Source organism: Aureimonas psammosilenae (assembly GCF_009176975.1).
GTDB lineage: Bacteria > Pseudomonadota > Alphaproteobacteria > Rhizobiales > Rhizobiaceae > Plantimonas > Plantimonas psammosilenae.
The window spans coordinates 1-11,954 of the sequence record NZ_WEZG01000014.1; the positions used below are offsets into that span (position 1 = coordinate 1).

An 11,954-nucleotide genomic window follows, 5' to 3' on the forward strand; every position below is an offset into this window, starting at 1 on the left:
GTTCGCGGCTTCCGCTGTCATCGCTTCGACTGCCAGTTCGGCGACCGGCCGGTCGAAGATCGAGGCAAGCCAGCGCAGCGTCGAGCCGGCGGAACGGATATTGCCTTCGGCGGCGAAGGCCGGGCGTTTCGCCTCGATCTGCCAGCCGATGGTGAGGCAGGTGCCGGCGTCCATGCCGTCGGCCGCGTCCCCGACGAGGCCCATGACCGACGAGCCGGTGCCGAAGGTCGCCTTCACCGAGCCCGGCCGGAACGCGCCGTGGCCGAAGAGCGCCGCATGGCTGTCGCCCAGAACCGCCGTGACGGGCGTGCCGTCGCGCAAGGGCGCGAGGCCGCGCACGGCCGGAAAGGGCCCGACCGAGGGCAGGATGCGGGGCAGCGCCTCCACCGGCACACGGAAGAGGCCGCAGAGTTCAGGCGACCACTCGGCGCGCGTCGTATCGAGAAGCTGCGTGCGCGAAGCGTTACCGACCTCGGTGACGTGTTCGCCGCCGAACTTCCAGAGGAGCCACGAATCCACCGTGCCGAGCGCGATTTCGCCGCGTTTCGCGCGGGCGCGGTCGGGATCGTGCGTGTCGAGGAGCCAGGACGCCTTGAGCGCGGAGAACATCGGGTCGAGCGGCAGGCCGCTGAGCCTTCGCACCGTTCGGCGCATCTCGTCCGTGCCGATGGCGTGGGCGAGTTCGACCGTGCGCTGATCCTGCCAGGACAAAAGCGGCGACAGCGCCTTGCCGGTCCGCTTGTCCCAGAGAAGAACGGATTCGCGCTGCGTCGACAAGCCGACGGCCGCGACGCGCGAGGCATCCACCCGATGGAAGGCGGCAGCCACCGCCAACTGGACGCTTTGCCAGATGTCTTCCGGGTCCTGCTCGACCCAGCCCGGACGCGGACAGTTCTCGCTAAGCGGCGCCATGCCTTCCGCGACGACAGCGCCCGTCCGGTCGAGGACGAGGCACTTCGTGGAGGACGTGCCCTGATCGATCGCAAGAAGGAGATCGGCGGAGGCCATGACCGTCAGGCTGCCACGATTTCGCGGGCGGCGGCTTCGATGCCGGCCGCGTTCAGCCCGAAATGGTCGAGCAGGAAGGCGGCGTCGCCGGTCGGCGCGAAGGTGTCGACGCCGAGGATGCGCAGCCGCGCCGGATGGCGCTGCGACACGATCTCGGCCACCGCGCCGCCGAGGCCGCCATGGGTGCCGCCTTCTTCGGCCGTCACGATGCCCTTGGTCTCGCGCGCCGCCTTGACGAGCGCTTCGGCGTCGATCGGAGCCAGCGACGAGACGTTCAGGACGCGGGCGCGGATGCCCGCCTTCGCCAGATTGTCCGCCGCTTCAACCGCGCGGGACACGAGCACGCCCGTCGCCACGATCGCGACGTCGTCGCCCGAACGCAACTCGTCCGCGCGGCCGACCGCGAAGCCGTCCTCTTCCCGCGAGACATCCGGCACGCCGAAGCGGCCGACGCGCATGAACACCGGACCGTTCGCCTCCGCCGCCCAGCGCACCGCCTGGCGTGTCTGAAACGGATCGGCGGGAACGAGGATGGTCAGGTCGTGGATCGCCCGCATCCAGGCGAAGTCCTCGATCGAATGATGGGTGGGCCCGAGTTCGCCATAGGCCATGCCCGGGCTCATGCCGCAGAGCACCATGTGATAGCGGTTATAGGCGGCGTCGACCTTCACCTGTTCCGTCGCGCGGCCCGTAAGAAACGGCGAAGCGCAGCACACAAAGGGGATCAGCCCGGCATTGGCGAGGCCGGCGGCGACGCCCACCATGTTCTGCTCCGCGATGCCGACATTCACGAGCCGGTCGCCGAATTCCTTCTGGAACTCCTTGAGGTTCGAGGAACCGACCGAGTCGTTGCAAACGGCGACGATGCGCGCGTCCCCGCGAGCCAGGGCGATCAGTTCTTCCGCGAAGGCCTTGCGGCAATCGTGAAGGCCGGCGACGGCGGGCTTCTCGCTCATCGGGAAAGCTCCTCGAGACCTGCTTCGATCTGATCGGCGCTCGGCACCTTGTGGTGCCATTCGACGCCGTGCTCCATGAAGGAAACGCCCTTGCCCTTCACCGTGCGGGCGAGCACGAAGACGGGCTTCGTCGTTCCCGGCCGCCCGAGCGCGTCGAGCAGCGCGGCATGGTCGTGGCCGTCGATGTCACGCACTTCCCAACCGAAGGCGGCGAGCTTCTCGCCGAGCGGCGACAGGTCGTTGGTGTCGTCGACGCGCGCGCCCTGCTGCAGCCCGTTGCGGTCCGTGATGAGGGTGAGGTTGGAAAGCTGCTGATGGCCGGCGAACATCATCGCCTCCCAGTTCGAGCCTTCCTGCAACTCGCCGTCGCCCGTCACGCAGAAGGTCCGCCAGCTCTCGCCCTTGAGGCGCGCACCCATCGCCGCGCCCGCGGCGATGGGCAGGCCGTGGCCGAGCGGGCCCGTATTGGCCTCGACCCCCGGCACCTTGCGGCGGTTCGGATGGCCGTTGAGGCGCGACAGCGGCTTCATGAAGGTCGAAAGCTCCGCCTCGTCGAAGAAACCGCGACGGGCGAGCACGGTGTAGAGGGCGGCCGCGCAATGTCCCTTGGACAGGATGAACCGATCGCGGGTCGCCTTCGTCGGATCGGCGGGATCGACGTCGAGCACGCCGAAGAACAGCGTGGTGAGGATGTCGGTGACGGACAGGTCCCCGCCGACATGGCCGAGCCCGGCCTCGCCGATCATCGCGAGGATACGCTTGCGGACCTCGCGCGCTTCATCCCGGATACCGGCTGCATCGAGACCGCTCATCTGCCTCCCGTGCGTCCAACCAGGGATCGCCTGTGCCTGAGCCATTGCGCCACCATGAATAATTATTCAATAATGTATTGATATTCAGGCTAGGAGGTGCTCTCTGATGTGTCAAGCGCATTTCGATTGTGCAGCGCAGAGCGGGAGGCTCGGACGATGCGGATCACGACGCTGCTTCCCCTTCGGAAGCGACCCCGGCATTCCGGCAGTGTCTGCGCCATGCGTCTGATGCTATGGGAACGCGACCGCCGGTTCCGCGCGGCTGCCGTCGGGATGCTCCGCCGGCGGAAAGGTGTTTCTGGAGGACGACCGAGCCTTGGCCCGCATTCACGATCTCAGACTGATGGGTCGGATCGCGCAGCTTTATTTCGTCGAGAAGGAAACGCAGTCGGCGATCTCGCGGCGCTTGAACATCAGTCAGGCGACCATCTCGCGGCTCCTGAAGCGGGCGCAGGAAGAGGACATCGTCCGCATCACGATCAACGCTCCCCGCGGCACCTTCCCGGATCTGGAGGAGGAGTTGCGGAGGCGGTTCGGCCTGGAAGAGGCGATCGTGGCGGAAGCCGGCGAGGAGTCGGAGGATTCAATCCTGACGGCGATCGGCGCGGCGACGGCCCATTTCATCGAGAATTCGCTGCGCGAGAAGGAGGTCATCGGCCTTTCCTCCTGGAGCGCGACGCTTCTTCGCGTCGTGGACGCGGTGCATTCGCCCCGCGTGCCGGCTGCGCGGGTGATCCAGCTTCTCGGCGGGACAGGCAATCCGGGCGTCGAGAAACATGCGACCCATCTGACGCTGCGCATGGCGCAGGTCACCGAGGCCGTGCCGCAGCTTCTGGCGGCGCCCGGTCTCACCCAAACGCCGGAAGCGCGGGCGGTTCTCGTGGAGGACCCCTTCGTGCGCGACACGCTGGATCAGTTCAAGGATATCACCCTGGCGCTGGTCGGCATCGGCGCGCTGGAGCCGTCGCAGATGCTGGCCGACAGCGGCAACCGGCTGACGCCGGCCGAACTCCGGGAGCTCGGCGAAGCGGGGGCCGTCGGCGACATGGGTCTGCGCTTCTTCGACCGGACGGGGCGGCAGGTCCGCTCATCCTGCGACGAGCGGATCATCGGCATCGATCTGCCGGAGCTGGCGAAGGTGCCGCGCGTCGTCGCGGTGGCGGGCGGACCGCGCAAGGTCGACGCGATCCGCGCCGCGATGCTCGGCGGCTTCCTGTCCATTCTGGTGACCGACAACCACACCGCTGCGCGGCTCGTCGCCTCGCCCGCCTGATCACCCTTTCCCTGTCAACCCATCCTGTTCTTTGGCACGCCGCCGAAGGGCTTGCGCTCGTCCATGGAGGAACGATCCGATGAGAAGATTCGAAAACCGCACCGTCGTGATTACCGGCGGCAGCCGCGGCATCGGCGCGGCGATCGCCAAGCGCTTCGCGCGCGAAGGGGCGAACGTCATGGTGAGCGCCAATGAAGACGCTTCAGTCACGGTGGAAGCGATCCGCGCTGAGGGCGGCAGGGCGGCGAGCCTCATTGCCGACGTCACCGACCAGGCGGCGGTCGCGGCGCTCTACGACGCGGCCGAAGCCGAGTTCGGATCGGTCGACATCTCGATCCAGAATGCCGGCGTCATCACCATCGGCAAGGTCGAGGACCTGACGGCCGATGAATGGCGCAAGGTGCTGGAGGTCAACACCACCGGCGTCTTCTTCTGCTGCCAGGAAGCCATTCGCCGGATGCGCCGGCACGGGCGCGGCGGGCGCCTGATCAACACGGCCTCGGGCCAGGCGCGGCAGGGCTTCATCTTCACGCCGCACTACGCCGCCTCGAAATTCGGCGTCGTCGGCATCACGCAGAGCCTCGCCAAGGAAGTGGCCAAGGAGAAGATCACGGTCAACGCCTTCTGCCCCGGCATCATCGAGACCGACATGTGGGCCTATAATGACACCGCCTGGGGCAAGCTTCTGGGCGACTACAAGCCGGGCGAACTGATGGCGGAATGGGTGCGCAACATCCCGATGGCGCGCGCCGGCAGCGGCGAGGACGTCGCCGGTCTCGTGACATTCCTCGCGTCCGACGATGCCGCTTACATCACCGGCCAGACGGTCAATGTCGACGGCGGCCTGATCATGTCCTGATGCCCGCCGGCGACGCAGCGTTCCCCTGCACTTGCATCGTCAGCAAGGAGAATAGCGTCGTCGAACGTCTTGCGCGCGGGTTTCGGCCTTCGCCTCGACGCGGATGTCTGTCATGTTCGTCGCCCTGAAAAGCGCCAGGGACCGTCGGACAACCAGTCGAGAGCGGCGGCGAGATGCAGGCCACCCAGAAAGCTGGCTTCGGCTCGATCGTTGCGGGTGGCGATGGCGCGCCACTCCTTCGGCCGATCCCGCTCGTCATCGCTCGAAACCATCAGGCGACAACAACGTACAAACCGAACTTGCATTGAGTAACGCTTTCTGGTCGCCGTGACATTCCCCGGCTGCGCCACCTTGGTTCGCCGCTTTTCCCAATCAAACGTGTCCGCAAAGCTAATCATGCGATCGAGGAATCTCGTGTCGTATGATGGTGCAGGCAAAGCAGAAGAAGGGACGGCCGCCGAGAGTACAATCATTGCGATATATCTGTTTTCAGCTTGGCGCTTGACGTTAAGAAAAAATGCGAGAACGCAGTTCGTATATAGAATTATATAGACCGTTTGCTCGATCAATTATCGAACTATGCCGGCATCAGCCATTGATTGACGTTATTTACTTCCTGAGCGGGGAGGATTAACGTCCGGAATAATTCGCGTGGAGGGTGCCGTAGTGCAACTCACGAACATCACGCGTAGATTTCCGGTCTTTCCACTCGTGCCGATCTGCTGCTTGGCGATTGCCCTCGTGCCGGCGTCCGCAAGGGCGGTCAAGGCGCAACCGTCGCACGCTTCGATGCCCGTGCCAGCGGCTTGCAGACGCATCGTCAGGGCCTGGGCTGCCCCCTGCGAGGAGCACGCTTCTCTTCGAGGTCGGTGGTAGACCGCCTCATGATGGGGTCCGACAGTTCGGATGCTGCGATCTTAAACGCGCACTCGACCGCTTGAGGGCGGACGGTGCAGGACATTATCCGCAGTCATCGAAACTGCGTCCCGCAGGGGACATCGTTCCAACGCGACGGCGGAATGGTTGCGCGGATCCGGTCCGCTCGTGGCTTCGCGGGTCCAGCGGAAGTCGATGCCATCGCTCCACAGGCGATGCAGAAGAACGGCGAGTTTGCGGCGCTACCGCGACGGTGGCGCGCTTCAAACCGCGGCGCTGAGCGAGCGCCATGCCCCAGGCTTTCAGCAACGACCAGCGCTGCGTGCGGGTCAGGAGCGACAGCGCCGCCTGGAACAGGGCCTGGCGCGCTGCGCCGTCGCCGCACTTGCTGATCGCGCCGTTCCGGTCGATCTCGCCGGAGGCGTACTTGCGCGGCGTCAGCCCGAAATGGGTGCCGATGTCGCGCGAGCGGACGAACCACTCAGATGCGGCGACCGCGGTCGCGTAGGTCAGCGCCACCACGGCGCCGACGCCCGGCACGGTCATCAGGCTTCAGCAGGCCGGATGTTCCCGAGTGAGGCGGAGCATCATCCGGTGCAGCGCGGCGAACTGCCGGCGCTTTCACCGGGAACGGTCCGTACTTCAGATAAGCCCACGACACCTCTGCCGCCTGACCTACCTTCCACAGATCATCGACGTGTCGTGTGGAAAGCGGTTCGAGCGTGACGGCTGCGCCGGTATGACACTCGAACCCCGGCAGAGGACAGATGCCTTCGGGAATGATCGGGCCGAGCGGAACAGCGGTCACGCCACATCATGGCCGGGCAGCATGGTCGTAGCGACCTGCTTCCAGACAAGGGAAGGGGCTCGGAATGCTTGATTCCGCCACTATGACCTTCCCGCAAACGAGGGTGTTTCGAGAATGGCCGGGTCGAAAGCGGAAGGACCGCTTCCGGGCGTCGGTTTCATCTCCCGCCTGAGACCGGACGAGGTGGAAACCCGTCAGTCCGCTTAGGAGCGAGGAGGGCTCGTAGCCGCCATTCCTTTCCACCGTTCGGAGCGGGACACGACGAGCACGCCTGCGGCGAGGATCAGTCCCATGCCCGTGAGTGCGAGGGCATCAAGCCGCTCCCCAAAGAAAGTTAGGCCCCACACAGCGGCGAAGACGAGATAGGCATAATCGAATGTGCCCACGATGGCTGGAGGCGCACTCTGGTATGCCCTTCCGACGCCGAGCGCGACCAGAACCATGACGCAGCCCAAGCCGATCATCAGCAACCAGTCTGTTCCCTCCATCGCCTCCCATCGTCCAAAGAGGAAAGGATCGGATGTATCGAGCGGTTCAAGAACCGCGACGAGACCGCCAAGCACACCTGCGGCCAGCAGGCAGCAATGAAGCGAGAGGGCGAGAACAACGGGATTTTCCTCGGCGCAACGCGCTCGCGTCAGCACCGCCGCACCTGCATAGAAGAGGGCGCCCAAGACAGGTAGCAAAGTCCAGAACGAGAAGTCGCTGCCCGTCGGCCGCAGGATGACGAGGACGCCCGCGAATCCGAAGCCGATCCCGAGAAGCGTTCGACGGGAGACGGGTTCGCTTCCCCAGACCGCCGACAACGCCGCGATAAACAGCGGGGTGGTGTAGAGCGCCGTCGCCGCGATCGACAGGTCCATGTGGGGGAGCGCGGTATAGTAGGCGATCCACATGCTCGTCAGAAGGACCGAGCGCAGGGCGATCCACGGCTGGATGATCCGGGCAGCTTGCGCAATCCCGGAACGGGCCGAGAGACCGATCAGGATCGGAACGGCGAACACGGATCGGGCGACATAGATTTGCCAAAGAGGAAAGTCGGCTGAAACAGCCTTCACGCTGGCGTCGGTACCGGAAAGCAGAAACATAGAGATGAGGATCAAAGCGATCGCTGTTCCGATCCGCCCACGATGCGTTGCCGCCATCCAATCCCCTCATGTCGTGCCGCTGGCGCAAGGTATCATCCTTGCCTGCTTTCGGTTGGCAGGACCAGAAGGCGGACATCCCAGGAAGCCCACCACCCATTCGCGTGTCCATCCGGTTGCCCATGACGATTTCCATTCGCGATGCCATTGATGACGACATTCCTGCGATCTTCGAGGTCCGCACGAGCGTCCGGGAGAACCATCTGTCGGTCGAGCAGTTGGCCGAGATGGGCGTCACGTTCGATACGATCCGAAAGGCGCTTCGTGAGCAGCCCTGCATTTGGGTCGCCGAACATGAAGGGCTGATCGTCGGCTTCTCGATGGTGGACGTTGAGGATGCCTGCATGTTCGCCGCTTTCGTTCGCCCGGAACGGGAAGGGCTAGGCATCGGCCGCCAACTCGTGGAACGAGCGGAAGCGTTCCTGTTCGAACGCCACCCCTCAATCTGGCTTGAAACCAACGGTTCGTCGCGAGCCGCTGGCTTCTACGAACGGTTGGGGTGGGAGCGCAGTGAGGAGCTGGAAAACGGCGACGCACGGTTTGAGAAGCATCGGCGCCGCAGCAGCGGCTGAATTGAACGGCGGCTTCGGGGACCGGGTATCACCTCGCTCAACTACCGCAAAAGGTCGAAACCCATCCGACCGCTTTTGGGCGTCAGCTTCCACGACTACTTGAGACCGGACGGGGTGGTCCCCGGACGGTCCGGTTATTGTGCTGGGTTTGTAAAAAGCGGCCAGTATGGCATGGCACCGAGGGAACTGTGTGTGCGGCTAGCCCCTACGGACGACACCGGTGACGAACCACAAAACCTGTGCCATGCAACGCCTCGCGAATTGGGGACCGAACTGGCGATCGCGGCTTGGGAAATGACGTCTGGATATGTTGGCTGTCTCGCCGGTGGGGGCGAGTGCGGAGAACTGCTCCGCAAGATCGACTGGGCGAGGAACCCGCTGGGATCGCCCGAGACCTGGCCGATCGCGCTCCAGTCTGCCGTTCGGATGTTGCTGCACTCGCGCTTCGGCATGATGGTGCATTGGGGGCCGGACCTCGTCACTTTCTACAACGATGCCTACGCGCCGAGCCTTGGCACCAAGCACCCCGGTCAACTCGGACGTCGGGCCAAAGAATGGTGGTCGGAAATGTGGGACGATCTCGCCCCGATCTTCGAGACCGTCCGGCGCGGTGAAGCATTCTATGTCGAGAACGCTGCGTACCACCCCGACCGGGCGCACGGCCGCCAGACGGCTTACTTCACGCACTGCCATAGTCCGTTGTGGGGTGACACCGGCGAGATCGAAGGCGTGTTCCTCGTCGTCACCGAGACCACGCGTCAGGTGGTGGCGGAAGCCGAGCTGAAAGCGCTCAACGTCGATTTGAAGCTCCAGGCCGACACGAACGCGCAGGACCGCGACCGGATCTGGAACCTCAGCGTCGATCTCCTCGGTGTTGCAGATTTCGACGGCGTCTGGCTGAACGTCAGCCCGGCCTGGACGACGGTGCTGGGCTGGAACGCTGCCGAGGTTGTCGGGCGCACATCGCAATGGCTGGAGCATCCCGACGACCAGGCGAAGACCCAAGCCGAGATCAAGCGACTAGCCAAGGGGGCGACCACCTGGGAGTTCACGAACCGCTTCCGCACGCAGGACGGTACGTATCGGACGCTGTCCTGGCGGGCCGTCCCCACGGATGGCCTTCTCTACTGCGTCGCCCGCGACGTCACCGCCGAGCTGGCGCAGACCTCGCGCAACGATGCTCTGAACGAGGCGCTCGGGCTTGCCAACCAGGAGCTCCTTGACCAGCGCGAGGCGGACCGGGTGCGTCAGGTTCTGCAACGCGAACTTTCTCACCGCCTCAAGAACTCGTTCGCCATGGTGCAGGCGATCGTCTCGCAGAGCGTCCGTAACAGCCCGTCCGCTGCGGACGCGGGCAAGGCAATCACAGCCCGCGTCCAGGCGCTCTCGAACGCGCAGGATATCTTGGTGCGGGCTCTCAATGAGGGTGCGGACGTCGCGGAGGTTATCACGACGTCGCTGCGACCCCATGTCGGTGCTGATCACGCTCAGGTTTCGATGGAAGGTCCACCCGCCTTCCTGTCGGCGCAGCAGGGAATGGGGCTGGCGCTCGCGGTTCACGAACTTGCCACCAATGCGGCGAAGTACGGCGGCCTGTCCGTTCCGAACGGGCGTATCGTCGTGCAGTGGTATCTAACGGACGACAACTTCTGCCTTCTTTGGATTGAGAAGGGCGGACCTCCTGTGACGCTACCTGAACGGCAGGGCTTTGGCTCGCGTCTCCTGACGCGCATCGTCCCGAGCTACTTCACGGGCAACGCGAGCCTCGCCTACGCACCGGATGGCGTTCGATACGAACTGAACGGCACCATTGCCGACGATCGGCGCTAGGCGGATCGCAAAGCCGCGAGAACGGCGTCGGCATTATAAGGTTTACCGATGAAGCCGATCGGCGCCCAGTCGAGAGCGAGCGCCATCACCTTTTCGGTGATGTTGGCGCTGACGAACAGCGACGCAACGTCGTGATCGGCCCGGAGCCGCCGTGCGGTTTCCAGACCGCTGTCGCCGCCTGCGAGACGGATGTCGATGATAGCGACATCGACCCGTGCGCCGGCTGCCATTCTGAGAGCTCGTGTCATGGTCGCCGCGATGCCCACGACCTCATACCCTTCGTCTTCGACGATCGCCTCGAGTTCATGAGCGATCAGTGGCTCGTTTTCGACGATCAGGATGCGGTGTGGCATATGCGGCTCCCGTTGCGGAGGAGCGAACGCCGTTCGACCGTCCAGTCGAGTTAGCGCGTTCACACTGCGAGGGAATGATCTCGGCTGAACGGCTGCTTTCGGAAAGCCGTCTTACGGGTCGGTACGACGGGGATGGGTCGAAACCCGTCCGACCGCTTTCGGGCGTCAGCTTCCACGACTGCCCGAGACCGGACGGGGTGGTTTTCTGCTTGTCGGCTTTCGGGACGAGTTGGGCGAAAGCTGCCGTCGGCGGAGAGCCCTGGCTTCCCCCGCAAGCGTTTGCCACGAGAACCGGAGATCGTCCGGAGGGTCAGGGAATGGCACCGACATTGTCTTGCGACCGATTTTCTTTCCGGCGAAGGGTTACGAGAGTGAGTTCCGACGGCACGCCCAACCGCAAGGCGAACCCGGGCCAGAGCGCCGTGCCGTTGTTGGCGTAGAGGGTCATGCCATCGACCTCGTAGCGCCCCGAGACGTAGCCGCCGTTCGCCCGGGCGATGATGCGGTCGAGGCCGCGGATCATTCCGCCGTGCGTGTGGCCGGAGAGTTGCAACGCCACGCCCCGTCCTGCTGCCTCGCGCGCATTCTTCGGTTGATGGTCGAGAAGAACGACGGGGACGCCCGGCGGCGTGCCGGCAAGCGCTGTGTTCAGGTCCGCAGGCGCGTCGCCGGTCTCGGATGCGGAAAGGTCCGTCACGCCCGCCAGGACGAGACGCTCGCCATCTCGGATCAGGAGGGTATGGGCGTTGACCAGCGGACGCAGGCCTAAGCTGGCGAGATGGCGCATCCTCGCGTCATAGCCGAAGAAGTATTCGTGGTTGCCCGGGACGAACCATACGCCATCGGGCGCCGCAAGGTCACGCAGAGGCGCAACGTCACGCTGTCGGGCGGCAACCGTTCCGTCGATGAAGTCGCCGGTGACGACGATCAGGTCGGCACCCAACGCGTTGGTGGTGCGCACGACGTCGCGCGCCCAGCCTTCCGGAAACAGGCGGCTGATGTGCAGGTCGGTAAGCTGGACGAGGCGATAGCCCTCGAAGGCGGCAGGCAGTCCGGGTATCTCGACGGTGAGGTCCTGCACGGGCGGCACCCGCACCGCCTGCGCGACGCCGATTGCGGCCAGGATCGCGGCAAGCCCACCCGCCGCATAGCGCAACGACGCCGGGATCGTCGTGACGCACTGGCGTACCATCGACACCGAAAGCGATCCCAGATCGATCGCAAGCTGGAGCACGGCGAGCAAGAGGATCGTGCCAAAGGCCCAGTTGAACAGGAGAACGATCGGACGGGGGAACTCCGGCGCGAACACGGAGCCGGACGAAAGGCGGCTCCACAGGTGGTACTGCGAGGCCACCAGCATCGCCGCTCCCAGCACCAGCTTGAACAGGAGGGGCCAGGGCAGCGGAGCCACGAAGCGGGTCACTACATAGAGGCAGGGTACAGAGAAGATCAGGTGAAGCAT

The 11,954-nt window shown here is 64.9% G+C and carries 12 protein-coding genes; 4 read left to right on the forward strand and 8 right to left on the reverse strand.

The annotated features are described in order from the left end of the window. From F9929_RS19770 to F9929_RS19780, 3 genes are all read right to left on the reverse strand, one after another. On the reverse strand, nt 1–1,008 hold a 1,008-nt coding region (locus F9929_RS19770), incomplete at its 3' end, for an FGGY family carbohydrate kinase (RefSeq protein WP_210251362.1). 5 nt (nt 1,009–1,013) lie between these two features. Next, the gene (locus F9929_RS19775; RefSeq protein ID WP_152048285.1) at nt 1,014–1,964 is read right to left on the reverse strand and encodes a transketolase family protein; all 951 of its coding nucleotides are present in this window, start codon (nt 1,962–1,964) and stop codon (nt 1,014–1,016) included. Then, nucleotides 1,961–2,776: a transketolase gene (locus F9929_RS19780; RefSeq protein WP_210251363.1), complete on the reverse strand. Its 816-nt coding sequence runs from the start codon at nt 2,774–2,776 to the stop codon at nt 1,961–1,963. Before F9929_RS19780 ends, F9929_RS19775 begins: the two co-directional genes overlap by 4 nt. A 316-nt stretch (nt 2,777–3,092) precedes the next feature. On the opposite strand from F9929_RS19780, the gene F9929_RS19785 reads away from it, so the two are divergent. Continuing rightward, complete coding sequence (locus F9929_RS19785) at nt 3,093–4,049, forward strand: sugar-binding transcriptional regulator (RefSeq protein ID WP_152048287.1); 957 nt, start codon at nt 3,093–3,095, stop codon at nt 4,047–4,049. Between the two features lie 79 nt (nt 4,050–4,128). After that, nucleotides 4,129–4,908, forward strand: coding sequence for an SDR family oxidoreductase (locus F9929_RS19790; RefSeq protein WP_152048288.1), 780 nt, complete (start codon nt 4,129–4,131; stop codon nt 4,906–4,908). Nucleotides 4,909–5,018: 110 nt separating this feature from the next. On the opposite strand, the gene F9929_RS19795 is transcribed toward F9929_RS19790, so the two are convergent. The 3 genes from F9929_RS19795 to F9929_RS19805 form a co-directional block, all read right to left on the reverse strand. After that, nucleotides 5,019–5,477 (reverse strand): hypothetical protein, encoded by a 459-nt coding sequence (locus tag F9929_RS19795; RefSeq protein ID WP_152048289.1) that lies wholly within the window; start codon nt 5,475–5,477, stop codon nt 5,019–5,021. 391 nt (nt 5,478–5,868) lie between these two features. Continuing rightward, nucleotides 5,869–6,330 carry a transposase gene (locus tag F9929_RS19800; protein WP_152048290.1) on the reverse strand — a complete coding sequence of 154 codons (462 nt, stop codon included), beginning with the start codon at nt 6,328–6,330 and terminating at the stop codon, nt 5,869–5,871. Between the two features lie 465 nt (nt 6,331–6,795). Next, nucleotides 6,796–7,737, reverse strand: coding sequence for a DMT family transporter (locus tag F9929_RS19805; protein WP_152048291.1), 942 nt, complete (start codon nt 7,735–7,737; stop codon nt 6,796–6,798). Between the two features lie 122 nt (nt 7,738–7,859). Here F9929_RS19805 and F9929_RS19810 point away from each other — a divergent pair, with 122 nt between their 5' ends. Then, on the forward strand, nt 7,860–8,309 hold the full coding sequence (locus F9929_RS19810) for a GNAT family N-acetyltransferase (protein WP_152048292.1): 450 nt from the start codon (nt 7,860–7,862) through the stop codon (nt 8,307–8,309). A 261-nt stretch (nt 8,310–8,570) separates the two neighbouring features. Beyond that, nucleotides 8,571–10,139, forward strand: coding sequence for a sensor histidine kinase (locus F9929_RS19815; RefSeq protein ID WP_193227839.1), 1,569 nt, complete (start codon nt 8,571–8,573; stop codon nt 10,137–10,139). Here the strand turns inward: F9929_RS19815 and F9929_RS19820 are convergent. Together F9929_RS19820 and F9929_RS19825 are read right to left on the reverse strand one after the other, a co-directional pair. After that, nucleotides 10,136–10,492 (reverse strand): response regulator, encoded by a 357-nt coding sequence (locus tag F9929_RS19820; RefSeq protein WP_152048294.1) that lies wholly within the window; start codon nt 10,490–10,492, stop codon nt 10,136–10,138. The two genes, F9929_RS19815 and F9929_RS19820, sit on opposite strands and share 4 nt — an antisense overlap. A 310-nt stretch (nt 10,493–10,802) precedes the next feature. Beyond that, the gene (locus tag F9929_RS19825; RefSeq protein ID WP_152048295.1) at nt 10,803–11,954 is read right to left on the reverse strand and encodes a metallophosphoesterase; all 1,152 of its coding nucleotides are present in this window, start codon (nt 11,952–11,954) and stop codon (nt 10,803–10,805) included.

What these genes read in the sequence shown, in the direction of transcription:
- F9929_RS19775 (WP_152048285.1), bottom strand. Translation starts at nt 1,964, where the DNA reads ATGAGCGAGAAGCCCGCCGTCGCCGGCCTTCACGATTGCCGCAAGGCC.
- F9929_RS19780 (WP_210251363.1), bottom strand. Translation starts at nt 2,776, where the DNA reads ATGAGCGGTCTCGATGCAGCCGGTATCCGGGATGAAGCGCGCGAGGTC.
- F9929_RS19790 (WP_152048288.1), top strand. Translation starts at nt 4,129, where the DNA reads ATGAGAAGATTCGAAAACCGCACCGTCGTGATTACCGGCGGCAGCCGC.
- F9929_RS19800 (WP_152048290.1), bottom strand. Translation starts at nt 6,330, where the DNA reads ATGACCGTGCCGGGCGTCGGCGCCGTGGTGGCGCTGACCTACGCGACC.
- F9929_RS19805 (WP_152048291.1), bottom strand. Translation starts at nt 7,737, where the DNA reads ATGGCGGCAACGCATCGTGGGCGGATCGGAACAGCGATCGCTTTGATC.
- F9929_RS19810 (WP_152048292.1), top strand. Translation starts at nt 7,860, where the DNA reads ATGACGATTTCCATTCGCGATGCCATTGATGACGACATTCCTGCGATC.
- F9929_RS19820 (WP_152048294.1), bottom strand. Translation starts at nt 10,492, where the DNA reads ATGCCACACCGCATCCTGATCGTCGAAAACGAGCCACTGATCGCTCAT.
- F9929_RS19825 (WP_152048295.1), bottom strand. Translation starts at nt 11,954, where the DNA reads ATGCTTCACCTGATCTTCTCTGTACCCTGCCTCTATGTAGTGACCCGC.